A 24,283-nucleotide genomic window follows, 5' to 3' on the forward strand; every position below is an offset into this window, starting at 1 on the left:
GTCTTACTTGCTCTCATTCATAGGGATGCTGACGCCGCGTTCCTTGGCGACGTCGAGGGCCCGCTCGTAGCCGGCGTCGGCGTGGCGGATGACGCCCATGCCGGGGTCGTTGGTGAGGAGGCGCTCGAGCTTTTGGGCGGCGAGGTCGGTGCCGTCCGCGACGGCGACCTGGCCGGCGTGAATGGACCGGCCGATACCCACGCCGCCGCCGTGGTGCAGCGATACCCAGGTGGCGCCGGAGGCGGTGTTGAGCAGGGCGTTCAGCAGTGGCCAGTCCGCTATAGCATCCGAGCCATCCGCCATGGCTTCTGTTTCGCGGTACGGGGAGGCTACTGAGCCTGAGTCGAGGTGGTCGCGGCCGATCACGATGGGCGCCTTGACCTTGCCGTCCCTGACGAGCTGGTTGAACAGCAGGCCGGCTTTGTGGCGCTCGCCGTAGCCGAGCCAGCAAATGCGCGCGGGCAGGCCCTCGAACTCCACCCGCTCCTGGGCGGCGTCGATCCAGCGGTGCAGGTGCTTGTTCTCCGGGAAGAGTTCTTTGATGGCTTCGTCGGTGACGCGGATGTCCTCAGGGTCACCGGAGAGGGCCACCCAGCGGAACGGGCCCAGGCCCTCGCAGAACAGGGGACGGATGTAGGCCGGGACGAAGCCGGGGAATTCGAAGGCCCGGGTGTAACCGCCCTTGCGGGCCTCGTCGCGGATGGAGTTGCCGTAGTCGAAGACCTCGGCGCCGGCGTCCTGGAATTCCACCATGGCTTGGACGTGCTTGGCCATTGAGGCCTGGGCCCTCTTGGTGAAACCTTCAGGATCGACTTCGGCCTCGCGGTGCCACTCGTCCACGGTGATGCCCTCGGGCAGGTAGGAAAGAGGATCATGGGCGGAAGTCTGGTCCGTAACGATGTCCACTGTGAGCTCCCCGGCTTTGTGGCGGCGCAGGATTTCCGCGAACACTTCGGCGGCGTTGCCCACGTAGCCTACGGACCAGCCGCGGCGCTCTTCCTTGGCTTTGAGCACCTTCGCGATGGCGGCGTCGAGGTCGGTTTCAACTTCGTCGAGGTAGCGCTTGCCGGCCCGGCGGCGCAGGCGGGTTTCGTCGACGTCGACAATCAGGCATGCGCCGTCGTTCAGGGTGACTGCGAGCGGCTGGGCGCCGCCCATGCCACCGCAGCCGCCGGTGAGGGTGAGGGTGCCGGCGAGGGTTCCGTTGTCGTCGCCGGTGAGCTTCCGGGCGATGGCAGCGAAGGTTTCGAAGGTGCCCTGCAGGATGCCCTGCGTGCCGATGTAAATCCAGGACCCTGCCGTCATCTGGCCGTACATCATCAGGCCTTCGGCTTCGAGCCGGCGGAATTCCGGCCAGGTGGCCCAATCACCTACGAGGTTGGAGTTTGCCAGCAGGACCCTCGGCGCCCACTCGTTGGTGCGGAATACACCCACCGGCTTTCCGGACTGGACCAGGAGGGTTTCGTCCTTTTCCATGGCTTCGAGGGTGCGGGTGATGGCGTCAAATGCTGCCCAGGAGCGGACGGCCCGGCCCGTGCCGCCGTAGACCACCAGGTCATCCGAGCGCTCGGCGACCTCCGGGTCCAGGTTGTTCATGAGCATGCGCAGCGGGGCTTCCGTCTGCCAGGACTTCGCGGTGAGCTCGGTGCCGCGGGCTGCTTTGACCGGGCGGGCACCGGTGGTGAAATCGGCGGGTGCCATAATGGCTCCTTTTCATTTTCCAAGGTGTGGGCTTGTTCTGTATCAATCAAAACCCTTTGCGGATGGGCTTTGCAGAGGTTTAAGGAGGGCGCTGTCCGGTATTTCAGACGCTCGCGGCGACTCGTTCCGCCGGCAGTCCGGGTTCCTGGAAACCCTTTTGGGAGAGTTGAGTGTCAGGGCAAAGGGGGTGGCTAGTTTCCGGGGCGTCCGTGCAGCCGGACGGACAACTCGTCGGCTGCCTTCTGGACGCGGCTGGCCAGTACCGGCCAATCCTGGGCGGGCACCTTGTCCTCGAGGAACGTAACGGCGACGGCCGCCGTCGGCCATCCCGTGTGGTCTGTTACGGCGGCGGCGATGGAGCCGAAGCCCGGGGTGACCTCGCCGTGCTCTGTGGCGTAGCCGCGCTGCCTTACCTGGTCGAGGTGGGAGGACAGCGCAGAGTACTTCATGATGGCGCCTTCCACCTCATGCCGGGCGGTGAAGGCGGCGGCGTTAGGGTAGAGCGCGCGCACCTGCGACTTGGGCAGGGCCGCGAGGATTGCCCGCCCGCTCGCGGTGAGGTGGCTGGGGAGCCGGACGCCGACGTCGGTCACCAGGGATGGGCGGTTTTTGGCCCGCTCCTCCACGATGTACAGCACGTCCCGCCCGTGCAGCACAGCGAGGTGCGCGCTCTCCCCGAGCGCATCCACGAGCGATGCAAGGAGCGGCCGGCCGAGCCGGGAGAGCGGCTCCTGCCGGGAGTACGCCGAACTGAGCTCGAAGGCGCTGATGCCAAGTCCGTACCGCTGCTCCTCGTGGAGGTGCAAAACGAATCCGTTGGCCTCCATCACGCCCAGCAGGTGGTAGACACTGGACCGGGGCAGGCCCAGCGTGGAGGCAATTTGCGACGCCGCCATCGGACCCCGCCTGGAAGCCAGCAGTTTGAGGATGCGCAGGGTATTTTCGGCAGCGGGCACCTTCGACGCCACCTTCGGGGTGCTTCTTAGTGTGCTTCCGACCCCCGCCTGTGCCTCAGTTGCTAACACCGGCCCTCCTTCTTTCCGTACTCTTAAGCCCGACCAGTCCGGGATACCGTACTTAAGCTTGCACCCTTACCGGTGGCACTTTCCGAGCCGGTGTCCTTCCAGTGTCTGGCATTGCAGACACCCGCGGTGGAGACCCGTGGCCAGCGTGGCGGAGCCCGCCACCGCCCTGCGGTCCCTTAGATCCGGACCACTACTACCTTGCCGCGCGCCTGCCCGCCGCGGAGGTATGTGATGGCGGCCGGTGCTTCAGCCAGGGAAAAGACCCTGTCCAGGGCGGGCCTAAGACTGCCGGCTTCAAACAGAACCGCCAGTGCCTCGAAGTCCAAATGCGTTTCCTTCGCGACCAGCGCCTTAAATTTCTGCCCCGAGAACAACGAGGCAAACGGTGCGCCCAATGACCGTTCGAACCCGCCGGTCAGTTTGCCGCCTCCTTCGCCGCCGATAAGAACAAGGGTGCCCTTTGGTGTGAGCAGGCGCCAAAAAGCGGACAGCGGCCGGTTGCCGGCGGTGTCCAGGATGACGTCAAACCGCATTCCGGAGCCCGCAATATCGGACCTGGTGTAGTCGATGACTGCATCCGCACCGAGGGAACGCACCAGTTCCACCTTGCCGGTACTGCAGACTCCCGTGACCTGCGCGCCAAAGGCCTTGGCCAATTGAACGGCAAAGGTACCCACTCCCCCGCCCGCTCCGATGATCAGCACCTTCTGGCCCACCGTCATCCCGGTCGCGTCCCGCACAGCCTGGAGTGCAGTGACGGCGGAAACAGGGCAGCAAAACGTGTTACTCCACCACCCACGGACTCCACCACGCCAGCAACTTCCCGGCCCCGCACAGAAACTTTAGGCTTCTTCAGTCCGAAACCAAACAGCCGGAGCAGGTACGGCAGGCCGGTCATCAGGTGCCACACCCCCTGGTCGACGCCTGCCGCCCGCACGCGGATTAATACCTCATTTTTGCGCGGTGCCGGCACCGCTGTATCCCGCAGCTTGAGCACCTTTGCCGGCCCATAGACGTCCTGCACGATCGCTCTCATTCGATCTCCTTGGGCCGCTGGTACGTGTGGTCCTCAAGCAGTTTTCCCGACGGCACTGGCGGCCTATCAGGACCCTTCAACGTAAGGAACAACCGGACATCGAGTCAAGGACGGCGGACGACGGCGGGCTGGCCTTTCGGAAAAGAGGCCGCCGCTGCCGGTGGCCACCGCAGCCCGCTTCAGCAAGCAGGGAAGGAGCGCGTGGGAATCAGGACCGGGGACGAAACTGGCCCCGCCGGAGTTAGGATCAGGCATGGTCCCGACCTCCAACCTGGCGGCGTTTTCCCTTGCGGCCGTGATCCTCATAGCCGTGCCGGGGCCAAGCGTATCGTTCGTGGTCGGCAGGTCCCTGGCGCTCGGCTGGAAGGGTGGCGTCCTTTCCGTCCTGGGCAACGCGGCCGGGCAACTGCTGCAGGTGGCAGCGGTGGCGTTGGGGGCGGGCGCCGTTGTTGCCCAATCCGTGGTCCTCTTCACGGCGGTTAAGCTGGCCGGCGCCCCCTACCTGATCTGCTTGGGCATCAAAACCATCCGGCAGCGGCGTAACCACCAGCTCCCCCAGCCTCGGCCGGCGTCCTCCCCACCGCTGCGCCTGATGGCAGAGGGCCTGATGGTTGGTGTCACCAATCCGAAGTCAGTGGTGTTCTTTGTGGCCGTCCTGCCGCAGTTTGTGGATCACCCCTCAGGCGCCATTCCGTTCCAACTGGCGATGTTGGGTGCGGTCTTCCTGCTGATCGCGCTGGTTTTGGACAGCATTTGGGCCATAGCTGCCGGTTGAGCGCGCGAGTGGTTTGCACGGTCGCCGGGCCGGATTTCAGCCATGGAAGCAACAGGCGGGGCGCTGATGATCGGCCTTGGCAGTACTGTGGCGCTCACCGGCACGGGATCCTAGCTGCCCGGCGGAGGTGCCGGGCAGCCAGGCTTGAACTCGGATGGTAGTCCGGCGCCGCAGGTACTATCCCGAAACACCGCTGCCCGATAACAACTGCTACACAGCAGCAGCAGCTGAACGGACCGCTTCTGCCAGCGAAGTGGCAGGTCGTCCGATCAGCTTGCGCAGGTCGCCGGAGCTTACCAGGAGGTCGCCGCGGGCAATCCCGAGGTCGGAGTCCGCAAGGGTTTCCGCGAAAGCCTCCGGTACGCCAACGTCCGCCAGCATTTCGGCGTATTCCTGCGCCGGGAGGTCCTGGTAGGAGATGTGCTTGCCGGCCGCGGCGCTGATCTCGGCCGCAAACTCAGCCATGGTGAACGGTTCATCGCCGCCCAGCTCATAAATCCTGCCTGCCTGGCGTTCTGCCACCAGCACTGCCGCCGCTGCATGCGCATAATCCGCCCGGGACGCTGCACTGACCCGCCCCTCCCCGGCACTTCCGGCGATGGCACCCTGTGCGAGGGTGCCGGGCAGCTGGTCGGTGTAGTTTTCGAGGTACCAGCCGTTACGGAGAAGGACGAAAGGAACGCCCGAGGCCCTGAGGATAGCCTCCGTGGCCTGGTGCTCGGCGGCCAGCTTCATCCCGGTGGTATCCGCGTTGGCGATGCTTGTATAGGCGACCAAGTCCACACCCGCCGCCTTTGCCGCCTCAATGACGGTACGGTGCTGCTGCACCCGCTGGCCAACTTCATTGCCCGAAATGAGGAGCACCTTGGCGGCGCCCTTCAAGGCCTCGGCTACGGAGGCTGCATCGGCGTAGTCCATGCTTTTAACCTGGACGCCGCGCGCCGCCAGGTCTGCGATCTTTTCGACGGACCGGCCCGCGGCAACAATGTCCTGCGCGGGAACGTTGCGCTCCAGCAGGGCCTCAACCACATGGCGGCCCAGCTGGCCTGTTGCTCCGGTAATAACGATGCTCATGATTTCCTTCCAGTCGGTGTCTGTCAGGAAGCACAACTGCGGCGATTCCCGCTTACTTCCCAAAAGGAAGTACGCACTTTCAACTAAGATATTCCGCCGCGGGTCGCCTACAGCCTGACGAAGCGCGGATACGAACTGGCGGCACTCCTGGTTCCGCTCGTGGCGTGGGTGTTCGAAAACGCCAATGACATCGTCACCGGCAAGCGGTGAACAGCACCCGGAGTGCACCGCGAGGCTGGTTCAAGCAGCCCTTCCAAGTACCGGGAATAAACGAGTATAGGCACTCCCAAAACATGAGTACCTGTTACTGGTGTGACTGCTGGGAATACTACGTACCGTAGGCGTAAGGTGCCAACCGGGATTGGAGGGCCGCCCTCACGCTGGGAGCGTTCCGGTTAACCTGCACCGCCAGGCAGCGGCTAAACGCCGCGGGCAAGGAGTTGGTACGCATGGTGAAAGCTATTGTCCAGGACCTTTCCAGCATGGGCAGGCCCGTGAGCCTGAGCTCGATGGCCGCTCGCGTATGGAGCCGGGCACGGAGTACCTTCACCCCGCAGTCCCCCTACAGGATTGGCGACGCCGTGGTGGGCGACGATCCTTTTAAAGGCCGGCGCGAGGGAGTGGTGGTATTCCTGCAGGGGACATCGGCGGGTGTGGACACGGCCCAAGGGGTCTTCTTCTACGACCACCGGCAGCTCAGGAAGCTGGACTAGCCGCCACTGCGGCCAGTCCAGCCCGGATTATTATTGGGCTAACGGGCTGACCAGCCACCGTCCATGGTGTAACTGGCGCCGGTCACCATGCCGGCATGGTCCGAGGCCAGCCAGCCGACCAGCGACGCAACCTCCTCGGGCTCCACGAGACGTTTGATCGCCGATTCCGTCAGCATCACCTTGGCCAGGACCTCGGATTCGGGGATGCCGTGCACCTGTGCCTGGTCCGCGAGCTGCTTTTCCACCAGGGGCGTGCGCACATACCCCGGATTGATGCAGTTGGATGTGACCCCGTGGTCACCGCCTTCGAGTGCCGTGACCTTGCTCAGCCCTTCCAAGCCGTGTTTAGCGGAGACATAGGCGCTCTTGAACGGCGAGGCCCGGATCCCGTGCACCGAGGACAGATTGATGATGCGGCCGAACCCGTTGTTGTACATATGGGGCAAGGCAGCCCGGATCAGCAGGAACGGCGCCTCCAGCATGAGGGCGAGGATCCGGCGGAATTCCACAGGATCAAAATCTTCGATGGGGCTGATGCGCTGGATTCCCGCGTTATTGACCAGGATGTCGCAGTCCAGGGTCAGGGTGGCCAGGGAGTCCACGTCCAACAGGTCCACGGTCCAGGCGGTTCCGCCCACCTCGTCGGCGAGCGCGGCGGCGCCGGCGGAGTCGACGTCGGCCACCACCACCTTCGCTCCGTGTGCAGCCAGCTCACGGACGCAGGCTGCGCCGATCCCGCTGGCGCCGCCGGTTACCAGGGCCTTGCGTCCGTTCAAAGAATTTTCCATAGCATCCCCTTTGGTGTTTCCGGTGTACTGCCCAGCGCTCAAACAGCCCAGCCGGCGTCCTGCCTGCAGCACTCGCGGCTCCACCGAGTATTGCTGCACAGACATGCACTATCAATAACCAAACCAGCACCAAACGTGTGCACAATTGCAGACATGAAAGCCAACCCGGATGACCTGCTGGTTCTCCTTGCAGTTTCCCGCTCCGCGAAGTTCACGACGGCGGCCCAGGCTTTGGGACTGAACCACACCACCGTTTCGCGCCGGATAGCCGCCCTCGAGAAGGCACTCGGCGGAAGGGTCCTGGCGCGCGCCACCGGAGGCTGGGAGCTGACGGAACTCGGAGCGCAGGCTGTGCGGGTGGGCGAGCAGGTGGAAGCTGTGATGGGCACGCTGGGAGCGGCTGGCCAGGCGCCAGACCCGATTACCGGCGTCGTCCGCATGACGGCGACCGACGGCTTCAGCGCCTATATCGCGGCGCCTGCGGTGGCGCGGCTGCGCCGTGACCACCCCGGGCTGAGCGTGGAGGTGGTCACCATGACCCGCCGGGCGCTGCAGCAGCGCTCGGGCCTGGATATTGAAGTGGTGGTGGGCGAGCCGCAGGTGCACCGCGCCGAAGCGTTGCGGCTTGGTGACTACATGCTGGGAATGTACGCCTCGCGCGCCTACCTGGACGAGCACGGGACCCCTGCCACTGTGGCGGAACTGAACGAGCATCCGTTGGTTTATTTCGTGGATTCAATGCTGCAGGTGGATGACCTGGATGCGCCGCGCAGGCTGGTGCCCGCCATGCGCGACGGCCTCACCTCCACCAACGTTTTTGTCCATGTGGAGGCAACCCGTGCCGGCGCCGGCATTGGTTTCCTGCCGTGTTTTATGGGGGACCTGCACACCGACCTGGTCCGCTTGCTGCCCGCCGAGATCGCCGAGCTGCTGCCGTACTGGATGGTGCTGCGGCCGGACTCGCTGCGGCGGCCGGCGGTGGCGGCGGTAGTCCAGGGGTTGCGGGAACAGATGGCCGGGCACCGGGAGTGGCTGCTGGGCCGCGGCCTCAGTGCTTGAGCTACTTAACCACCAGGTCGCGGCGCACCGGTGATCCTGCCGCGAAGGCCCTAACTTGCGCATCGTCCCACAGGTGCGCCGGGACCGCTCCGCCAAGGAGCCGCCGTGCCAGCTTCGGGTCCTCGCCGAAGGGCGTATCGCTGCCGGCCATCACCATGTTTCCGTAGCGGCGGCCCTTGAGCATGGCAGGGTCCGCGATGATCACTGTGTGCTTGAAGGCTGCAGCGATGGTGGCGGCGTCCTCGCGGGCGTTCTTCAAATCAGGTGCGTCACCGGAGTTCACCACGTACAGCCCACCGGGCGCCAACACGCGCCTCACTTGCTGGTTGAACTCCGCCGTGGTCAGCGGGTGCGGAGTCAGGGCACCGGCGAAAACGTCCCGGATGATGAAGTCGCGGGTCTCCGGCGTCAGGGTTTCCGTGACCTCACGGGCCTCCCCCACCCGCAGGCGCAGCAGCGGTGCCTTGGGCAGGTCGAACCAGCCGCGCACGTACTCGGCCAGTTTGCCGTCCAGCTCCACCACTACCTGCCGGGCGTCAGGATAGACGCTGTGGAAGTAGCGGGCCAGCGAGCATGCGCCCCCGCCGAGGTGCAGGCCGCGGAGCCTGGGCCCCGTTCCCGCAGTGCCCGACGTCGGCCAGCGCGACTCAATGAGCGCGGCCATCCAGCGCATGTACTCAAAGTCCAGGAAAGCTGGATCCGCAAGGTCGATGTGCGAGCTCATCACGCCGTTGATCTTCAGAAGCCAGCCGGTGGAGTTGTCCTGGTCCGCAATCAGCTCGCAGTCCCCTGTATCGATGTAGTAAACACCTTCAACCGGCCCCCTTGGGCGTGTTCCTGCCGGAATGTCCACCACGCCTGCAACAGGGCGTAGGCCGTTCCGGGCCGCAGACCTACCGCGTTTTGCCATTACCGTGCCACGCTTCAGTCATGCTTCAACCCTAATTTGTTTCAGCAGCCCTGTTGCTCCGCGCCCTAGGTTGTGGGCATAGCTCCTTCGCCTTCCCGGATCCGCTTGACCACGGCAGTGGTGGACCGTTCCGCTACGTAATCCAGGATGGCTACCCGCCCGCCGTACTGCTCCACGGCGGGCGTCTCGGCAAGCATTTCCGGAGAATAGTCCCCGCCCTTGGCATAGACCTCGGGCCGCAGCTGTGTGATCAACGGCGCAGCCGTGGGGGTGTCGAAGACGGTCACGTAGTCCACGCAGCTCAAAGCCGCTACTACTGCCGCCCGGTCCGCCACCCCATTGATGGGCCGCCCTGCTCCCTTGAGCTTGCGCACGGAGTCGTCGCTGTTCAGCGCCACCACCAGGACGTCTCCCAGTTGTTTTGCCTGGTTCAGGTAGCGGGTGTGGCCACTGTGCAGCACGTCGAAGCAGCCGTTCGTCAACACGATCCGCTGGCCTTGGGACCGGTGCAGCTCCAGCTGCCGCTGCAGTTCGTCAGCGCCCAGTGCCGTGTCAGCGAAGGCTTTGAGGTACCGGCTCAGCTGGCCCGTACTGCAGACCGAGGTGCCCGGCTGATGCACCACCACATCGGCGGCCGACTGGGCAAGGTCCAGGCTCGCCGTCAGCGGCAGGCCGACGGAGCGCGCCAAAGTCAGCGCCGCTACGAACGTGTCACCGGCACCGGAGGCCTGCTTTTCCGCGGCCGGGCGGGCCCACGTACGGTGCGTCACACCGTCGGGCCTGAGCAGCACTGTACCGTCACGGTCCAGGGTGACCACCACGGCCCGTGCCCCCGTGGCTTCCAGCAGGGCAGGGGCGTGCCTGCTGACCGCTTCCACCCTGTCCTGGCCGTCGGGAAGTTTCAGGTCAAGCATCCGCGCCGTTTCCTGCGCATTGGGGGTCACCAGGTCCGGGCGGAGCGGGGCCCAGGGCCGGGGATCATGGGAGTCAACCACCAGCAGCGGACGGTCCCCGTCACCGGACGCAGGCCCGGCCAGGGAGTCCACCAGGCTTGCACGGACCGGGTCCGCCAGCACCCCATTGGCGTAATCGCACACCAGCACCGCGTCCTGGTGTTCGACGGCGGTGCGCACCGAAGCGGCCAGTGCGGCAAGCGCCTCGGCGGGCACCGCGGTGGCAGAGTCGTCGATGCGGAGCATTACCTGCCCGCCGCTGCTGATCCGGATCTTAGTGGTGGTCACCATGTCCGGGTGGCTGTGCAGGTGGCTGACGTCGATGCCCGCAGCCACGAGCTGGTTCCGAAGATCCGCCCCGGCATCGTCTGTTCCGACGATGCCGGCCACGGAGACCCGTGCCCCGAGGGCGGCCAGGTTCATGGCAGTGTTGGCCGCCCCGCCCGGAACTGACTCGCGGGTCTGCACGTCCACCACAGGGGCGGGGGCCTCACGGCAGAGCCGTTCAATGCTGCCGCTCCACCAGCCGTCCAGCATCAGGTCGCCAACCACGAGGATGGCCGGCTCTTCAGCCGCCAAACGCCCCGGCAGCCACTCCGACAGGGCCCGCTGGCTCGAGAGGTCAACGTCACCGGGCTCTTCCGGCGGGTTGCCCGGAAGGTCTGCGGGGATGTCGTCCCGTGACCGGTTCTCAGCTGACAGGCTCATGACTCATCCCGCAGTTCAACATCAGGCTCTTCAACTTCCGGGTCTTCATCCGCCGCGCCGGGAGCTGCAGCGGGCGGTGCGGAAATGTGCACCACCTTCACCCGGCTGAACTCATCCAGCAGTTCCGGGCCGTAGCCAAAGCCCGCGCCGCTCTCCCCCCGCGGCTGCGCTGCGCCGCCGGGGGCCCCGCCAAAAACTGCGTTGATCTTCACGGTTCCCACCGGGAGGGCGGCAACGGCCTGCTGGATGTGGGCGATGTTGCCGCTCAGGACGGTGGCGGCCAGGCCATACCTGCCGCTGCATGCGAGGCGCAGGCCCTCGTCGAACGATTTCACCACCTGCACGGGGGCAACCGGCCCAAACGTTTCCTCCGTCATGACCTGCATCCGGTCCGTGCACCCGAGCAGCACGGTGGCGGGGTAGAAGGAGCCCGGGCGGTCCGGCAGGGTGCCGCCTTCCACGGCATGTGCGCCCTGATTCAGTGCATCGGTGACCTGCGCATGGACCTCATCACGCATCCGGAGATCAACCAGCGGCGCCACCGTCCCGTTGCTGTTGCGGAGGGCCGCCTCGGCTTCAAGGGCCTTGCAGAACTTGGCGGCGATGTCCTCATGGACGTAGATCCGTTCAACCGCCACGCAGATCTGGCCGCTGTTGCTGAAGGCACCGATCGCTGCCTGCTCGGCAGCCCACAGCGGATCGACGTCACGGTCCACCAGCAGCGGATCGTTTCCGCCGTTTTCCCGGATGACGTGGGCTCCAGTCAAGGCTCCAGCCCTTGCGATCCGCGCGCCGGCCGCGCTGGAGCCAACATGTGCGATCACGTCAACTTCGGACTGTGCCAGGAGTGCACCTACGGCGGCGCCGCCCGAAAGGGTCTGGAACACGCCGGGTGGGAAGGCCGGGGCCAGCACTTCGCCAAGCGCCTCGCCCAGCCTCGGGCACCGCTCGCTCGGCTTGTGCACCACGGTATTTCCGGTGGCCAGCGCGGCCCCGATCAGGCCGCAGGCCACCGCGACAGGATCATTCCACGGGGTGAGCAGCACAGCGACGCCGCGGGGTTCAGCCACGGTGTAATCGGAAGCGAGCGGGTTGCCGCGCAGGCTGTGGCCCCGGTGGACGGGCCCCAGCTCCGCGTACTGCTCAAGAGTGGAAACCCCCGCGCCAATGCCGGCGAGGGATTCCTCCACCGGCCGCCCCGTTTCGCTGGCGTTCAGTTCGGCCAACTCCTGGGCGGCCGCAGCCAGCGCTTTAGCAGCGGCCCGCACTGCCGCGCCCCGCTGGGCCGGCGCCGTGGAAGCCCAGGCCCCCGCCGCGCTCCGGGCCGCCGCTACTGCACGGGACACCGCTTCGGGCTCGGCCTCCGGCACAGTCCAAAGGACATCACCGGTTCGGGGATTCCGGATGGTGATGCCGCTGCTGTCAGCGGTTTCCGGGCGAGCAGTCGTTTCTGTGGCAATGGTGGGCATGAAGTTCCTCCCGTCGGTTCCGGCTGGTGAATATCGGGGTTTAGGGCCAGGAGCCCTCTTCCTCGTGGCAGATCAGCATTTCGCGGACCTCGCAGCCGGTGGGCTGGTTCAACGCGAACAGGATTGCCTGCGCCGTGTTGGCGGGGTCGTTGAGCCGTGAGTCGTCCTGCGGCTTGTACTGCTCGGTGCGGTCATCAAAGAAGCGGGTTTTCATACCGCCCGGGATGATGGTGGTGACGCCGATTTCGCCGCCGGTCTCAGCGGCCAGCGCATGGCTGAAGCCAACGACGCCGAACTTTGAGGCGCAGTAGGCGGTGGCATCAGCCACGGCTCGCTTGCCCAGGGTGGAGGCGATGGTTACCACCCTGCCGTGGGAGGCCTTGAGGTAGGGCAGGGCTGCACGGACAACAGAAACAGTGCCCATCAGGTTCACGCCGATGACCTTTTCCCACTCGGTGGCCTCGACGTCCGCGAGCTTGCCGCAACGGTCGATTCCGGCGGCCGTAACAACTGCTTCGAGCCCACCCAGGGACTCCGCGGCTTCCTTGACAGCGGCCTCAACGGCCAGCCTGTCCGCCACATCCACTTCGAAAGCCTTTACGGCCGAGACGCTGCTGATGTCACGGTCCAGCACCACCGGGGTGCCGCCTGCCTTCAGGACGGCGTCGACGACGGCGGCCCCCAGTCCGGAGGCCCCTCCGGTCACGAGTACACGGCCGGGTGAATTGAACTCTGCAGTCATGGTGTTCCTTTCGAATGGGACGTACAAAACTTGTGTTGGCTACCGCTCGTTTGCCGGGCGACCCGGGTTTGCGGCCGCGGCCGGACCTGTTTAGCTGACTTTGGCCAATGCATCGGCCAGGCCGGTGGTGGAACGGGCGGGGTGGTACGGCACGGTGACGCAGCGCCCGCCCCAGCTCTCCACAAGACCGGCCTCCGGCAGGCTGGCGCCTTTGTAGTCGCCGCCTTTGACCCAGATGTCGGGGCGGAGGCGTTCAAGCGCTGCCTCCGGGGTGTCTTCGTCGAACACCATCACGGCGTCCACGCATTCCATGGCCAGGAGCAGTTCTGCCCTGTCGTGCTGGCCGATGATGGGCCGCTCCGGGCCCTTCAGCCGCCGGACGGAGTCGTCGGAGTTGAGGCAGACGATCAGGCAGTCGCCGAGCTCACGGGCCGCTGTCAGGGACCGGACGTGGCCGGCGTGCAGCAGGTCGAAGCAACCACCGGTGGCCACAACCTTGCCGCCGTTTTCGCGCACAGCGCGGGCCAGCAGCAGGGGGTCGTTGACGCGCGGTTTTGGCTGCGGCGCTTGTCCATTGGTGTCGGGAAGGGCGGACACCCCGCCGTTGGCGAGGAAGTCGGCAGCGTCATGGACCGCAAGTTCCGCGGCTTCGGCCAGGTCCCGTCCGGCCAGCAGGTGGACGGCGAGGCTGGCGGCGAGCCTGTCACCGGCTCCACAGGGATCACCGGCTTCCACCCGCGGCGCAGGAACGGCCCGGGGGCTCTGGTCGCTCCGGCACAGGACGGCGCCCTCTTCCCCCTTTGTGACCAGGACAGCCTGGCTGCCCCATTCCTCGAGCAGGACCGCGCCCACCCCGGCTGCAGGATCTCCCGCAACTGTCTGCCCACGGTCCGCGCCATCCTGCCGCGTAACGGCGTCCCGGCCCCGCGACTGCACAGCCTTTTGGGCCTCAGCGAAGTTGGGGGTGACAACGGCGACGCCGGGTACCGGGTCCGGTCCGGCAGGATGCGGGTCCCACACAATGGGCACGTGGCCGGCAAGCCGGGCAAGGAGCTCCCGCAACTGCGGGTTTGCCGCCAGTCCCCGGCCATAGTCCGCGACAATGATGACGCCTGCTTTCTCCACCTCGCGCAGCATGGCAGGACTCACTTCGGGGACGGGAGCCTTCTCACAGCCCTGGTCGAACCGGACCACCGGGTGCGAGCCGGCCCGCACGCGGGTCTTGACCGGTGATGGATGGCCGCTGGGGCCGGTCACGAGCCGCACTCCGGCGAGGTGCGCTTCAAGCTGCCGGCCGGCGTCGTCATCGCCCAGGACCGTCACCAGCGTGACTGGCCAGTTGTCCTCGCCAAGCATCCGGGCCACCAGCCCGGCTCCCCCGGCCCGGCGCTTGACGCCGGACACGTCAACCACCGGTACCGGGGCGTCGGGGCTCAGCCGGGTGGCTTCGCCGGAGAGGTCCACGTCCAGCATGACATCGCCAACCACGACAATCCTCATGCCTGGGCACCCCGGTTCTGAAGGCCCTGGTTCTGCACGCTCCAGCCGTCGGCGGAACTGTGCCGGGCAACTTCCAGGTCAAAAGCGCGGCAGATCGCGTGCAGGGCGATGAGGTGGCCTTCCTGGGCATTGGCGTTGAGGGCGTCAATCATCACCGCCTGGTCGCAGGCATCAGCCAGCGGATTGGGGCCGGCTCCCGTCAGCGCCCACGTGGTGACGTTCAGGCGTGCGGCAACCTCGGCTGCGCGCAGCAGGTTGGGGCTCTTGCCGCTGGTGGACAGCAAAAGCAGCACATCGCCGGACCGGGCGTGCGCCCGCACCTGGCGGGCAAAGACGTCGTCGTAGCCGTAATCATTGGCGATGGCGGTCACGGCCGAGGACTCAGCGTGCAGCGATATGGCGGAGAACGGAACCCGCTCGCCGTCGAACCTGCCCACGAGCTCCGCGGTGAGGTGCTGGGCTTCGGCGGCCGAGCCGCCGTTGCCGGCGGCGAGCAGGCGCTGGCCGCGGAGCAGGCGCTGGGCCAGCTCCACGCCCCAGGCCGCAAGCCGGCCGGACTGGCTCCGCAGCGACTCGAGCGCGGGTACGACGTTGTCCAGGTGCACGCGGACCGCTTCCGCGCTGTCGGGGTCCACAAAGGCCGCTCCGGGCAGAACTGCAGGCAATGCGTCAGTTGTTGGCAAAGTGTGCAGGTCAGCTTCCCGCACGGATGATTCCGCAGTCATAGTGCCGCTCCTTCCATTGGGACGACGCCGGCGGAAGCCCCGGCCACCGCCAGCTGGTAAGCCTTTTCGGTTTCGGCCGCGACCCGGTCCCACGAATACCTGGTGCGGGCGCGCTTCTTGCCTGCGCTGCCAAGCTCAGCGCGCAGTGCAGGGTTCTCCAGCAGCAGGGCGAGCGCCGATGCAATGGCTTCGGGGTCCCGCGGCGGCACGTGCAGTCCGGTGCCGTGGTCAACCACAGTGTCACGCAGGCCGCCCACTGCGGCTGCAACAACCGGAACGCCGCAGGCCATTGCCTCCAGCGGGACGATGCCGAATGGTTCATACCAGGGGGCGCACACCACGGCGTCGGCGCTGCGGAAGATGCCGGGCATCTCGCTGCGGGACACCTGGCCCTGCAGGCTAACCTGGTCCGCCACACCGAGTTCGGCTGCCAAATCCATGAGGCGCCGTACTTCAGGGTCCGCGTGGAGCACCCCGGAGTCTCCGCCGCCGCCCACGATCAGGAGTTCGACGTCGTCGAAACCTGCCGCCCGCAGGTACGGCAGCGCCCGGATTACCAGGTCCACTCCCTTTCGCGGCACGAGGCGGCCCACGGAAAGGATGCGGTGGGTGCGCTTCCTCGGCGCGACGGACCCGTCTGCGGAAAAGAATCCGAGGTCCACACCGCAGGGGGCAATGGAGATCTTGCCCGTAGTGATTCCCATGGCTTTGAGCTCGAAGACCTCGTCGGAGCAGGTGGCCACGATCCTGTCGGCGGAACGTCCCACACCGGGCTCCAGCCAGCGCCGCTCCAAGGGGCTGGTGTCCTCTGCCCCCTGGTGCCGCCGCTTGACGGTGCCCAGCGCGTGGAAAGTCTGAATGACGGGAACCCGGTAGCCCTGGTTCGGCCGCCGGGCCGCGTCCAGTGCAGCAAGCCCGGACATCCAGAAGTGCCCGTGCACCACATCCGGCGGCCGCTGGCTCCAGTCCTCGGCAACGCCGTCGGCAAGTTCTCCCATGTAGGGCAGCAGTTCGTCCTTGGGGACATGGTGCGCGGGGCCCGCGTCCACATGGACCACCTCAAGGCGGCTTCCCACGCGGACCCTGGCCGGGAGCTCCGTTGCATCCCTGCGCGTGTAGACAGTCACGTGGTGGCCCCGCTTGGCCAGGGCTTCGGACAGCGCGGCAACGTGCACGTTCTGACCGCCGGCGTCCACCCCGCCCAGTGCCGCCAGCGGACTGGCGTGCTCGGAAATCATGGAGATTCTCATGGGGTCTTCCTCTCTCCCGCCGGAACGAGGATCTTCTCCTCCAGGCGTTCGTTGTCGGAGTGCCGGGACCGGCCGCCCAGGTCCGCCAGAAGCTCATCCCAGCGGTCCTGGAACCTGCCCAGGCTGTAGCGTTCCAGTGCAGCCTCACGGGCGGCAAGGCCCCGCCGTCGGGCCTCATCCGGATCGGCGACCAGCCGCCGCGCGGAGCGCAGCAGCTCATCGACATCGGCGGAAACGGCCCCGGCCTCCGCCGGCACCGCCCGCGGCGCTTCGGTGGTTGCCAGCGCTACCACCGGCATTCCCAAGTGCATCGCCTCCAGCAGGGACAATCCCAGGGAGGTCCACCGCATGGGGTGGACATAGACGCGGCACCGCGCCAGTTCGCGGTGCAGCTGCTGGGTTTTCAGGTCGCCGCGTACCGTCAGCCGCGACTCGTCAATCCCTGCGGCGGCGGCCAGCCCGTCAGTCTTCATGCCGAAGACCTGCAGCGGCGCCACGGAGGCGAAAGCGGGCAACAGATCTGTACCGGTCACGCGGCCGCGGCGGATGGGCTCGTTCACCACGACGCCCAGTTCGGGCAGTTCCCCCGTGTAGAGCAGGCCCGGGTCCGGAATCCCGTGTTCGATGACCAGGCTGCGGGCTGAGCCATTGTCCCAGGCAAGCTTGTTGAAGTGGGTCACGTGCACCACGGGAATACGGTCCTGGTCCGCGAGCGGGTGCCGGGCGAACGGGAAATCGACCTTGGGGGTGTTGTGCTCCAGGTACACGGCGGGCAGGTCAACTCCGGGCCTCCGGCCGAGCAGACGGGCAACTTCGTCGATTTCCTCAGGGCGTTGCAGGACGACGGCGTCAACGGCGTCGGCGTCCAGGCTTGCCAGATCCACCTCGCGTACCGACGAGGGCCAGTTCCTGTCGGCACGGCCAAGACCCCAGGCACCGCCTTCGGGCAGGGCGGGAAGGAGGTACTCGTGACGGCCGCGGACGAACGCGTCCGTCCAGGAACCGTGGACGTGCCAGAGCAGGATTCTCATCTGTTGCGGGCCTTTCTACGGGTGCTGACGTGCGTGCTGAAAGAGCTGACTCCGCCGATCAGGCGTTCCACGGCGGCCACCACTTCTTCAGGTGATACGGAGTCAAGGCAGGGGTGGCCGGGAACGGGGCAGACACGGGCGCGGGTCATCCGGCAGGCCGCGTTCTGGTCACCGAGCAGTTCCAGTGACACCCCGTACGGTGCCCAGCGGATAGCCGGGACCACGGGCGAAAAGAGGCATGCAACAGGGGTGCCCACGGCCGCCGCGAGGTGTGCCGGCCCGGTATTTCCGGTGACAACGGCATCCGCGCCCGCCATGACCCCAGCGAGGGTGTGGAGATCCGTGCGTCCGCCCAGATCCAGGGCGGAAGGCCCTGCGACGGTGGCGGTCAACGACGTCTCGGCCGGACCGCCCGTTACTACTACGCGGTGGCCGGCACCCTGGAGGAGTTCGACGGCGGCGGCATGGTGCAGCGGTGGCCAGGCCCGGGCGGGGACTGCGGCTCCGGGGTGGACAACCACGTAGGGTTCCTCACCCACGAGGCCGCGGACATCGGGGACGGACGTGACGCGGAGTTTTCCGTCGTCGCCCTGTGGAAGGCGGAATCCTCCTGCCTCAGCGATGCCCAGGGCACGTTCCGCCTCAGGCTGGTCCTCCGGAAAGTCTTCGCCCGGTTTGAGCCGCACATCAAGCAGGGAGCCCGCGTAATCGGTGGAGGCTCCGGTGATCCGTTCGACGCCGGCCAGCCGGAGCAGCAGCGCCAGCGGCAGGGGCGACTGGTGGAAAGAGGTGAGGATGACCGCTTCAGTGATCCTGGAGTTCCGGACGTATTCGATGAGCCTGTCTGCATGGGGTCCGGTCATTTTGGGCGCGGGGTTCATGATCCACGGGCTGTCCCAGCTGTAGACCTCCGCGGCGCCCGGCAGCATGCCTGCCGCTGCCTCGCCCTGCCTTCCGCAAATCATCACCACGTGGTTCGGCCGGCTGCCATCGGGGAACCGGCCGTTGGCCACGGCCCGTACGGCGGGCCCGGCCAGGAGAACGTCGCCCATGCTGTCCAGGCGTGCCACCAGCACGCGGCCCATCAGGGCCGCTCCGACAGGAGCGAAACGGCCTCGGCCAGGTCCCGGGCCACCAGTTGTGCCTCGGCCACTTCCTCGGATCGGGTCACCGGCGTGGGCACCAGGACCCCCCTTGCTCCTGCCGCTTCGGCAGCACGGACGTCAGCGCCGATATCACCGATGAGCGCTGCCTCCGATTCCTGGATGCCAAGTTTGCGGCAGGCGCTGTGCACCATCCCCGGTTCGGGCTTGCGGCAGGCGCAGCCGTCCTGCTCGGAATGCGGGCACACCTCCCACACGTCAAAGGGGCCGAGCAGTTCCTCCACCCGGGCATTGACGTCTGCAACGTCGGCTGCAGTGATCAGGCCGCGGGCAATTCCCGACTGGTTGCTGATGACTCCGGTTGCTATCCCGTCTGCACGGAGCGCATCAAGGACTGCCTTGGCGCCGGGCATTGGTGTGACCAGGCGGGGGTCCCCGTTGTAGGGCACATCGACCACCAGGGTCCCGTCCCGGTCGAACAGGACAGCGCGGAGCTTGGAGGTTACGGAGCTTCCCATACCCTCACTGTTCCCCACTGCTGCTGCTCCTAAACAGGGGCCGCTGGTTTTCTCGCCTTTCGACTGGTGAACGGGGAGGCGGTTGAACAGGCAAGATAGGGCATTTGAGGCTTCCCTGACGGGCCCTGAACCTGCTTCCGGGACGGGATGACAGGCGTTGCAGAGCTAGCAGCTCCGGGCCCGGGACGCGCTCTGGCGGGTGGAAATCTTGCCGGAAACTCCGGTGCCGGCAGTACGGCGGATTGCCGCTACAGAAGCCGTGGACCCCGTTGCACGCTCCTGATCCTCACGTTCGCCGTCACTCAGGGTGCTGCTGCGCAGCCTGCGCTGGAGTTCAACGAGCACCCGGGCCAGCCGCCGCGAAACCTGCATCTGCGACATCCCGAGCCGCTTTCCCAACTGCACCTGGGTTTCCTCGCAGAAATAGCGGCGGTAGAGAAGTTCCCTGTCCGCGGCATCCAGGTCCTGCATTGCCTCCCGCAGGCAGGCAAGGTCTTCCAGCCGCTCCAGAGGTGTCTCAGGGCAGGCCAGCAACTCGCCGATGGACGGCGCGTCACTGTGGGGGTTTGCCGCGTCCAGTGAGTCCGGGTGCATGCTGCTGGACGCAGAGATGGCTTCCTGCACGTCAGCGGCGTCCGTTCCCAGCTCAATGGCGAGTTCATCGACGCTTGGATTCCGGCCCAGGGACTGCACCAACTCCGGCTCAACCCGGAACATCCTGGTGCGGAGGTCCTGAATGTGCCGGGGCGGCCGCACCACCCACGTGCGGTCACGCAAGTATCGCTTCAACTCCCCCGCGATGGTTGGAGCTGCATAGGCGGGGAAGCTTTCACCCTTGCTCTGGTCGAAACCGCGGGCGGCCTTGACCAGGCCGAGATAGGCCACCTGGTTGAGGTCTGCCCGTTCCCGGCCCCGGGCTTCGAAGCGGGCGGCCAAGGCCTCGGCAAGGTCCAGGTAGCTCAGGACGAGGTCATTTTCGAAGGTCTCCCGCAACCGCCCCGCCTTGGCGGAGGAGCGGCCCTGAGGGGCTTCGGGGCATGGATCATGGACCGGCGTAACGTCCACGGCAAGCGCGGTCAGTGGTTCGGGCATTGTCGTTTGGTTCCCTCAGTCTGGTTCCGAAGCCTGCGGCAAGACTTAGCAGTAGGAAATCATAAGGTTGCTTATAAAACAATCCTTGGCGGTATTAGGCTCGGCATGTAAGACGATCCGCACACCCCCGCCAAGGAGCCTTTGCCATGCATATTGCCGTTATCGGAGCCAGCGGAAACGCCGGAACAGCACTGCTGCGGAACCTCCAGGGCCAGCTTGCCGCGAAGCCTGGGAGCCTGCAATTGACAGGGATCAGCAGGCGCCTGCCCGACACCTCACGGGCACCCTATGCGGGAGTTGAATGGCACACGCTGGATGTTGGTTTGGAACGCGACCGCCCGAAGTTGGAGTCGGCCCTGTCAGGAGTGGACGCCGTTGTCCACCTGGCCTGGCAAATCCAGCCGAACCGGGACCTCGACCAGCTGTACCGGACCAACGTGACAGGAACAGCCAATGTCCTGGAAGCGGCGCGGAAGGCCGGGGTCAAGCAGATCGTTTGCGCGTCGTCCGTCGGTGCCTACAGCAAGGCCCCCAAGGACCGGCGCATGGATGAGGCGTGGCCTGCCGGGGGCATGGCGGGATCGCATTACAGCCGCCACAAGGCGGAGCAGGAGAAACTCCTTGACGGGTTTGCGGCCGCGGAGCCGGGGATCGCCGTCGCACGGCTCCGGCCAGGGCTCATCTTCCAACGTGACGCCGGAAGCGAGATCGGAAGGTACTTCTTGGGACCGGTGATCCCCCGGCTCCTGCCCAGGAGGCTGTGGCTTCCACTGTTGCCCGCTCCGGATAACCTGATTTTCCAGGCCGTCCACGCGGACGACGTAGCGGAAGCCTACTGGCGGGTGATCGATCAACGGGCTTCCGGAGCGTTCAATATAGCCGCCGAGCCGGTCCTGACACCCCAGGAACTTGGGCGGATCGTCCAGGCCCGAAGAATCCTCCCCATCCCAATGGGCCTGCTCCACAAAGCAGTGGGCCTTGCCTGGCGGCTCCGGCTGCTGCCCACCGATTCCGGCTGGGTGGAGATGGCAGCGGGAGTCCCCTTGATGGACACCGGCCGGGCCCGCCGGATCCTGGGCTGGGAAGCGAAAACTTCATCCGTAGCGGCAGTCCTGGACGTGCTGGACGGCCTGGGGGCGGGGGAAGGAATCAGCCCCTCCCCCGCCCTGAAACCGAGGCGGGCAACACTGTCAGGAGCCAGGTGAGGCTCCAGCGTGCATCCGCCGGCGCGCCCCCGGCGGATCAGATGCCTGAACGGGGGTCCTCGCGATCCACGTGCGCGCCGCCCCGGCCGGGGTTGGCGCCGTCGTTGCGCCATTCATCATGGGCACCCTCACGGTCCGCGGTCACGGGATTAGTGGCGCCCCGGTGGGTATTATTGCCCGCGCCGTCACGGCTGCCCCTGACGTCCGGGTCGAGCTCGTCCGCCTTCCGCGTCCGTTCGCTCACATCGTCGCGCAGGGCCTTGGCCTCATTTGCCTGCTGGTCTGCCTGTTGCCGCAACCGGGCCGCTTCAACCTGCGCCTGCTCGGCGTCCGCCCTGGCCCGCGTCGCTTTCGCTTCGCGCTCCCGGGCATCGAGTTCCCTGTCTTCGGCTTCACGGCGGATCTCCGCCGCCTTTTGGCGATGCGCATCATCCCGCTTTTGCTGGATGGCCTTTCGGCGCCGTCCTGTTGCAAGCAGCAGCAGCACAATCAGCACCACCACAACTACGGCCACCAATACCCAAACCCACGGAGCTATTTCCAAATTACCCACCACTTCCACTTCGATGTGACCCGGGCCGGCAAAGCCATTCCGGCTGACAATTTTGGAACCGTTTATAACTCGCTTAGCAAGCGTACTTACCTTTTATTAGTAATCATGCTTATTATTTTAGGGCCAGTATCGCTGGTTCTTGATCAACAACCGGCCTTCTTGGAAAGAGAGAGCGAAGATGACAGAGAACCAATGGCCCGAGGATCCCGCCTACACGGCTCCGCCGGCCTCCACAGGAATTCCAGGGGAGCGAAGCGCCACCACTTTCCCGTCCGCCGCCACTCCACCATATGGAGATGCACCCGCCGGTGATGCCTCCGGGTCCCGAAAGGAAGCAGCGAAGGAAGAAGCAGCTGATGTTGCACGCACCGCGAAGGGCTCCGCGCAGAATGTAGCCCAGACCGCCAAGGAAGAAGCAGCCCACGTTGCCTCCGAAGCGAAGTCCACCGCCCAGGACCTGCTGTCCCAGGCGAAGTCCGGGCTTTCCAGCCAGGCCGGAACGCAGCAGCAGAAGGCCGCCGAAGGCATCCGGACCATCTCGGGCCAGCTGCAGAGCATGGCCGAGGCACCGGATCAGCAGGGCTTGGCCAGCGACTTGATCCGCCAGGCGGCCCAGCGCAGCGAATCAGTGGCGTCCTGGCTTGAGAACAAGCAGCCGGGTGACCTGCTCGGTGAAGTCCAGAGGTTCGCCCGCAACAAGCCCGGCACGTTCCTGCTGCTGGCCGCAGGTGCCGGCGTCCTGGCCGGCCGGTTGACCCGCGGCCTCACCGCAGGCACCACCGAAACGTCATCCACCACCGGCACTGCTGGTACGGCAGGACTGGCCGGCCAGTACTCCAGCCCCTACGGCGACCAGTACACCGAGGGTTACACGCCTGCCGGTGGAACGGTCCCTCCTCCCCCGGTCCAGCTCCCCGGTCCGGCCACCACAGCCGGTTACGACGCCGGCGCGCCCGGCAGCAGCTATCCCGCGGCTGGGCGTCCCGCCAGCCCGCTGGACAGCCCCCAGCTGGTGGAAGAGGAGCCTTGGTCCGGAACCCGGACAGCCGAGGACCCCTTGGGTGACCCCCGGCTTGCCGCTGATCCGCTGGATGACGACCCCCTCGCCCGCGACCGCCGCGCCGGCGGGCAGGCAGGCGGACTCTGATGAGTAGCCAAATTCCGGAGCCTGCTCCGAGTGAGGCGCATGTGAAGGCGGACAACACGTCCCTGGGTGAGTTGCTCGGTGATGTCACCCGGGACCTGTCCACCCTGATGCGCCAGGAAGTCGCCCTCGCCAAGGCCGAGCTGAAGCAGTCCGCCACGAAGGCAGGCAAGGGCGGCGGGATGCTCGCCGGCGCCGGCGTGGCCGGGCACTTCGTCCTGGTGTTCCTGTCCCTGGGCCTGATGTTCGCCCTCGGCGCGCTGATGCCGCTGGGCTGGGCCGCTGTGATCGTCGCCGTGATCTGGGGCATCATCGCCGCGGTCCTGGCCTCGATCGGCCGCAAGGAACTCAAACAGATCCAGGGCCTGCCCCAGACGGGCGAAACACTTTCTGAAATTCCCCCAACCCTAAAACCAGGTGAGGTAAACCGATGAGCGATAACCCGGATGCAATCCGTCAGGAAATCGAAGAAACCCGTGCGCGCCTCGGCACCAACGTGGACGCGGTCGCGGACAAGGTCACCCCGGCCAACGTTGTCCAGCGCCAGACCGACAAAGTCACAAGCACAGTAAAGGACGCGGTCAGCGGGGTTAAGGAGAAAATCATGGGAGCAGCAGACACCGCCACCTCCACCGTCCAGGACAAGGTCACCTCGGCCACCTCCACCGTCCAGGACAAGGTCACCTCGGCCACCTCCACCGTCCAGGACAAGGTCTCCTCCGGGACCGGGCACACCGGGAACGCCCTGCACAGCACCGGTGACACCCTCCACGGGGCCAAGGACAACGTCAGCGCCAAACTCTCCGACGCCGGAACCGCGATCTCCCACGCCCCGGCACAGGTCAAAGCCCAGGCCCAGGGCAACCCGCTGGCCGCCGGGCTGATCGCGTTCGGCGCCGGGATGCTCATCTCCTCCCTGATCCCGGCCAGCCAAAAAGAACGCGAAGCGGCCCAGCAGCTCAAAACCGCTGCCGAACCCCTGGCCGGAAAGGTCACCGACGCCGCCAAAGACGTCGTCCAGGACCTGAAGGAACCAGCCCAGGAAGCCATGCAAAGCGTCAAGGCCACCGCCGCTGACGCCGCCCAAAACGTCAAAAACGAAGGCCAAAGCGCCGTCACCGACGTCAAAGACCGCGCCACCGACGCCAAAACCAACGTCCAAAACACCTGACCCGCCACTAACGCGGCACAAAAAGGCACGAGCACCAT

General features: G+C 66.3%; 25 protein-coding genes and 1 pseudogene. 8 read left to right on the forward strand and 18 right to left on the reverse strand.

What is annotated here, in order from left to right; translation table 11 throughout:
• Positions 1–3: 3 nt before the first annotated feature.
• The 4 genes from hutU to AC5RT4_RS13225 form a co-directional block, all read right to left on the reverse strand.
• Positions 4–1,701: a urocanate hydratase gene (gene hutU / locus AC5RT4_RS13210; RefSeq protein ID WP_494106017.1), complete on the reverse strand. Its 1,698-nt coding sequence runs from the start codon at positions 1,699–1,701 to the stop codon at positions 4–6.
• Between the two features lie 191 nt (positions 1,702–1,892).
• Entirely contained in the window at positions 1,893–2,726 is an 834-nt protein-coding gene (locus tag AC5RT4_RS13215; RefSeq protein WP_494106018.1) for an IclR family transcriptional regulator, read from the reverse strand.
• 176 nt (positions 2,727–2,902) lie between these two features.
• Entirely contained in the window at positions 2,903–3,466 is a 564-nt protein-coding gene (locus AC5RT4_RS13220) for an NAD(P)-dependent alcohol dehydrogenase (protein WP_494106019.1), read from the reverse strand.
• A complete protein-coding gene (locus tag AC5RT4_RS13225) occupies positions 3,445–3,762 on the reverse strand; it encodes an alcohol dehydrogenase catalytic domain-containing protein (RefSeq protein WP_494106020.1) in 318 nt (105 codons plus the stop codon). The genes AC5RT4_RS13220 and AC5RT4_RS13225 overlap by 22 nt, the downstream gene beginning before the upstream one ends.
• A gap of 253 nt (positions 3,763–4,015) precedes the next feature.
• Between AC5RT4_RS13225 and AC5RT4_RS13230 the strand changes: the two are divergent.
• Positions 4,016–4,651: pseudogene (locus AC5RT4_RS13230) on the forward strand (LysE family translocator).
• Positions 4,652–4,747: 96 nt separating this feature from the next.
• Here the strand turns inward: AC5RT4_RS13230 and AC5RT4_RS13235 are convergent.
• A complete protein-coding gene (locus tag AC5RT4_RS13235; protein ID WP_494106021.1) occupies positions 4,748–5,611 on the reverse strand; it encodes an SDR family oxidoreductase in 864 nt (287 codons plus the stop codon).
• 90 nt (positions 5,612–5,701) lie between these two features.
• On the opposite strand from AC5RT4_RS13235, the gene AC5RT4_RS13240 reads away from it, so the two are divergent.
• Both AC5RT4_RS13240 and AC5RT4_RS13245 read left to right on the forward strand, forming a co-directional pair.
• Entirely contained in the window at positions 5,702–5,821 is a 120-nt protein-coding gene (locus tag AC5RT4_RS13240; RefSeq protein WP_494106076.1) for a winged helix-turn-helix transcriptional regulator, read from the forward strand.
• Between the two features lie 239 nt (positions 5,822–6,060).
• On the forward strand, positions 6,061–6,324 hold the full coding sequence (locus tag AC5RT4_RS13245) for a hypothetical protein (RefSeq protein WP_494040565.1): 264 nt from the start codon (positions 6,061–6,063) through the stop codon (positions 6,322–6,324).
• Between the two features lie 38 nt (positions 6,325–6,362).
• Here the strand turns inward: AC5RT4_RS13245 and AC5RT4_RS13250 are convergent, their stop codons facing one another.
• Positions 6,363–7,112 carry a 3-hydroxybutyrate dehydrogenase gene (locus AC5RT4_RS13250; protein WP_494106022.1) on the reverse strand — a complete coding sequence of 250 codons (750 nt, stop codon included), beginning with the start codon at positions 7,110–7,112 and terminating at the stop codon, positions 6,363–6,365.
• Between the two features lie 153 nt (positions 7,113–7,265).
• Here AC5RT4_RS13250 and AC5RT4_RS13255 point away from each other — a divergent pair, with 153 nt between their 5' ends.
• The gene (locus AC5RT4_RS13255; RefSeq protein WP_494040563.1) at positions 7,266–8,171 is read left to right on the forward strand and encodes a LysR family transcriptional regulator; all 906 of its coding nucleotides are present in this window, start codon (positions 7,266–7,268) and stop codon (positions 8,169–8,171) included.
• A 1-nt stretch (position 8,172) separates the two neighbouring features.
• Here AC5RT4_RS13255 and AC5RT4_RS13260 read toward each other — a convergent pair whose 3' ends face one another.
• The 11 genes from AC5RT4_RS13260 to AC5RT4_RS13310 form a co-directional block, all read right to left on the reverse strand.
• On the reverse strand, positions 8,173–9,081 hold the full coding sequence (locus tag AC5RT4_RS13260; RefSeq protein ID WP_494106023.1) for a spermidine synthase: 909 nt from the start codon (positions 9,079–9,081) through the stop codon (positions 8,173–8,175).
• A gap of 65 nt (positions 9,082–9,146) precedes the next feature.
• A complete protein-coding gene (gene rfaE2 / locus AC5RT4_RS13265) occupies positions 9,147–10,742 on the reverse strand; it encodes a D-glycero-beta-D-manno-heptose 1-phosphate adenylyltransferase (protein ID WP_494106024.1) in 1,596 nt (531 codons plus the stop codon).
• On the reverse strand, positions 10,739–12,211 hold the full coding sequence (locus AC5RT4_RS13270) for an aldehyde dehydrogenase family protein (RefSeq protein ID WP_494106025.1): 1,473 nt from the start codon (positions 12,209–12,211) through the stop codon (positions 10,739–10,741). The genes rfaE2 and AC5RT4_RS13270 overlap by 4 nt, the downstream gene beginning before the upstream one ends.
• A 40-nt stretch (positions 12,212–12,251) precedes the next feature.
• Complete coding sequence (locus AC5RT4_RS13275) at positions 12,252–12,953, reverse strand: SDR family oxidoreductase (protein WP_494040559.1); 702 nt, start codon at positions 12,951–12,953, stop codon at positions 12,252–12,254.
• Between the two features lie 90 nt (positions 12,954–13,043).
• Positions 13,044–14,453: a PfkB family carbohydrate kinase gene (locus AC5RT4_RS13280; RefSeq protein WP_494106026.1), complete on the reverse strand. Its 1,410-nt coding sequence runs from the start codon at positions 14,451–14,453 to the stop codon at positions 13,044–13,046.
• Positions 14,450–15,178, reverse strand: coding sequence for a D-sedoheptulose-7-phosphate isomerase (locus AC5RT4_RS13285; RefSeq protein WP_494106027.1), 729 nt, complete (start codon positions 15,176–15,178; stop codon positions 14,450–14,452). The genes AC5RT4_RS13280 and AC5RT4_RS13285 overlap by 4 nt, the downstream gene beginning before the upstream one ends.
• Positions 15,175–16,428, reverse strand: coding sequence for a glycosyltransferase (locus AC5RT4_RS13290; protein WP_494106028.1), 1,254 nt, complete (start codon positions 16,426–16,428; stop codon positions 15,175–15,177). Before AC5RT4_RS13290 ends, AC5RT4_RS13285 begins: the two co-directional genes overlap by 4 nt.
• A complete protein-coding gene (locus tag AC5RT4_RS13295; protein ID WP_494106029.1) occupies positions 16,425–17,459 on the reverse strand; it encodes a glycosyltransferase in 1,035 nt (344 codons plus the stop codon). Before AC5RT4_RS13295 ends, AC5RT4_RS13290 begins: the two co-directional genes overlap by 4 nt.
• On the reverse strand, positions 17,456–18,544 hold the full coding sequence (locus AC5RT4_RS13300; protein WP_494106030.1) for a glycosyltransferase family 9 protein: 1,089 nt from the start codon (positions 18,542–18,544) through the stop codon (positions 17,456–17,458). The genes AC5RT4_RS13295 and AC5RT4_RS13300 overlap by 4 nt, the downstream gene beginning before the upstream one ends.
• On the reverse strand, positions 18,544–19,080 hold the full coding sequence (locus AC5RT4_RS13305; RefSeq protein WP_494040553.1) for a D-glycero-alpha-D-manno-heptose-1,7-bisphosphate 7-phosphatase: 537 nt from the start codon (positions 19,078–19,080) through the stop codon (positions 18,544–18,546). The genes AC5RT4_RS13300 and AC5RT4_RS13305 overlap by 1 nt, the downstream gene beginning before the upstream one ends.
• A 165-nt stretch (positions 19,081–19,245) precedes the next feature.
• Complete coding sequence (locus AC5RT4_RS13310) at positions 19,246–20,172, reverse strand: sigma-70 family RNA polymerase sigma factor (protein ID WP_494106031.1); 927 nt, start codon at positions 20,170–20,172, stop codon at positions 19,246–19,248.
• A 146-nt stretch (positions 20,173–20,318) separates the two neighbouring features.
• Here AC5RT4_RS13310 and AC5RT4_RS13315 point away from each other — a divergent pair, with 146 nt between their 5' ends.
• Positions 20,319–21,377 (forward strand): NAD-dependent epimerase/dehydratase family protein, encoded by a 1,059-nt coding sequence (locus AC5RT4_RS13315; RefSeq protein ID WP_494106032.1) that lies wholly within the window; start codon positions 20,319–20,321, stop codon positions 21,375–21,377.
• A gap of 37 nt (positions 21,378–21,414) precedes the next feature.
• Here AC5RT4_RS13315 and AC5RT4_RS13320 read toward each other — a convergent pair whose 3' ends face one another.
• Positions 21,415–21,930, reverse strand: coding sequence for a hypothetical protein (locus AC5RT4_RS13320; RefSeq protein WP_494106033.1), 516 nt, complete (start codon positions 21,928–21,930; stop codon positions 21,415–21,417).
• A 178-nt stretch (positions 21,931–22,108) separates the two neighbouring features.
• Here AC5RT4_RS13320 and AC5RT4_RS13325 point away from each other — a divergent pair, with 178 nt between their 5' ends.
• Genes AC5RT4_RS13325 through AC5RT4_RS13335 form a run of 3 tightly spaced genes read left to right on the forward strand, consistent with a single transcriptional unit; the run spans position 22,109 to position 24,245 of the window.
• Positions 22,109–23,077 (forward strand): hypothetical protein, encoded by a 969-nt coding sequence (locus tag AC5RT4_RS13325; protein ID WP_494106034.1) that lies wholly within the window; start codon positions 22,109–22,111, stop codon positions 23,075–23,077.
• On the forward strand, positions 23,077–23,508 hold the full coding sequence (locus AC5RT4_RS13330; protein WP_494041666.1) for a phage holin family protein: 432 nt from the start codon (positions 23,077–23,079) through the stop codon (positions 23,506–23,508). Before AC5RT4_RS13325 ends, AC5RT4_RS13330 begins: the two co-directional genes overlap by 1 nt.
• Positions 23,505–24,245, forward strand: a complete 741-nt coding sequence (locus tag AC5RT4_RS13335) for a DUF3618 domain-containing protein (protein ID WP_494106035.1) — start codon at positions 23,505–23,507, stop codon at positions 24,243–24,245. Before AC5RT4_RS13330 ends, AC5RT4_RS13335 begins: the two co-directional genes overlap by 4 nt.
• Positions 24,246–24,283 lie beyond the last annotated feature (38 nt).

The sequence above is a fragment of the Arthrobacter sp. sptzw42 genome (assembly GCF_059089685.1).

Coding starts and splice junctions, on each gene's coding strand:
- AC5RT4_RS13295 (WP_494106029.1), bottom strand. CDS start 17,459: ATGAGAATCCTGCTCTGGCACGTCCACGGTTCCTGGACGGACGCGTTC.
- AC5RT4_RS13245 (WP_494040565.1), top strand. CDS start 6,061: ATGGTGAAAGCTATTGTCCAGGACCTTTCCAGCATGGGCAGGCCCGTG.
- AC5RT4_RS13260 (WP_494106023.1), bottom strand. CDS start 9,081: ATGGCAAAACGCGGTAGGTCTGCGGCCCGGAACGGCCTACGCCCTGTT.
- AC5RT4_RS13325 (WP_494106034.1), top strand. CDS start 22,109: ATGACAGAGAACCAATGGCCCGAGGATCCCGCCTACACGGCTCCGCCG.
- AC5RT4_RS13335 (WP_494106035.1), top strand. CDS start 23,505: ATGAGCGATAACCCGGATGCAATCCGTCAGGAAATCGAAGAAACCCGT.
- AC5RT4_RS13255 (WP_494040563.1), top strand. CDS start 7,266: ATGAAAGCCAACCCGGATGACCTGCTGGTTCTCCTTGCAGTTTCCCGC.
- AC5RT4_RS13310 (WP_494106031.1), bottom strand. CDS start 20,172: ATGCCCGAACCACTGACCGCGCTTGCCGTGGACGTTACGCCGGTCCAT.
- AC5RT4_RS13330 (WP_494041666.1), top strand. CDS start 23,077: ATGAGTAGCCAAATTCCGGAGCCTGCTCCGAGTGAGGCGCATGTGAAG.
- AC5RT4_RS13250 (WP_494106022.1), bottom strand. CDS start 7,112: ATGGAAAATTCTTTGAACGGACGCAAGGCCCTGGTAACCGGCGGCGCC.
- AC5RT4_RS13235 (WP_494106021.1), bottom strand. CDS start 5,611: ATGAGCATCGTTATTACCGGAGCAACAGGCCAGCTGGGCCGCCATGTG.
- AC5RT4_RS13285 (WP_494106027.1), bottom strand. CDS start 15,178: ATGACTGCGGAATCATCCGTGCGGGAAGCTGACCTGCACACTTTGCCA.
- AC5RT4_RS13315 (WP_494106032.1), top strand. CDS start 20,319: ATGCATATTGCCGTTATCGGAGCCAGCGGAAACGCCGGAACAGCACTG.
- AC5RT4_RS13270 (WP_494106025.1), bottom strand. CDS start 12,211: ATGCCCACCATTGCCACAGAAACGACTGCTCGCCCGGAAACCGCTGAC.
- AC5RT4_RS13305 (WP_494040553.1), bottom strand. CDS start 19,080: ATGGGAAGCTCCGTAACCTCCAAGCTCCGCGCTGTCCTGTTCGACCGG.
- hutU (WP_494106017.1), bottom strand. CDS start 1,701: ATGGCACCCGCCGATTTCACCACCGGTGCCCGCCCGGTCAAAGCAGCC.
- AC5RT4_RS13300 (WP_494106030.1), bottom strand. CDS start 18,544: ATGGGCCGCGTGCTGGTGGCACGCCTGGACAGCATGGGCGACGTTCTC.
- rfaE2 (WP_494106024.1), bottom strand. CDS start 10,742: ATGAGCCTGTCAGCTGAGAACCGGTCACGGGACGACATCCCCGCAGAC.
- AC5RT4_RS13225 (WP_494106020.1), bottom strand. CDS start 3,762: ATGAGAGCGATCGTGCAGGACGTCTATGGGCCGGCAAAGGTGCTCAAG.
- AC5RT4_RS13290 (WP_494106028.1), bottom strand. CDS start 16,428: ATGAGAATCTCCATGATTTCCGAGCACGCCAGTCCGCTGGCGGCACTG.
- AC5RT4_RS13275 (WP_494040559.1), bottom strand. CDS start 12,953: ATGACTGCAGAGTTCAATTCACCCGGCCGTGTACTCGTGACCGGAGGG.
- AC5RT4_RS13280 (WP_494106026.1), bottom strand. CDS start 14,453: ATGAGGATTGTCGTGGTTGGCGATGTCATGCTGGACGTGGACCTCTCC.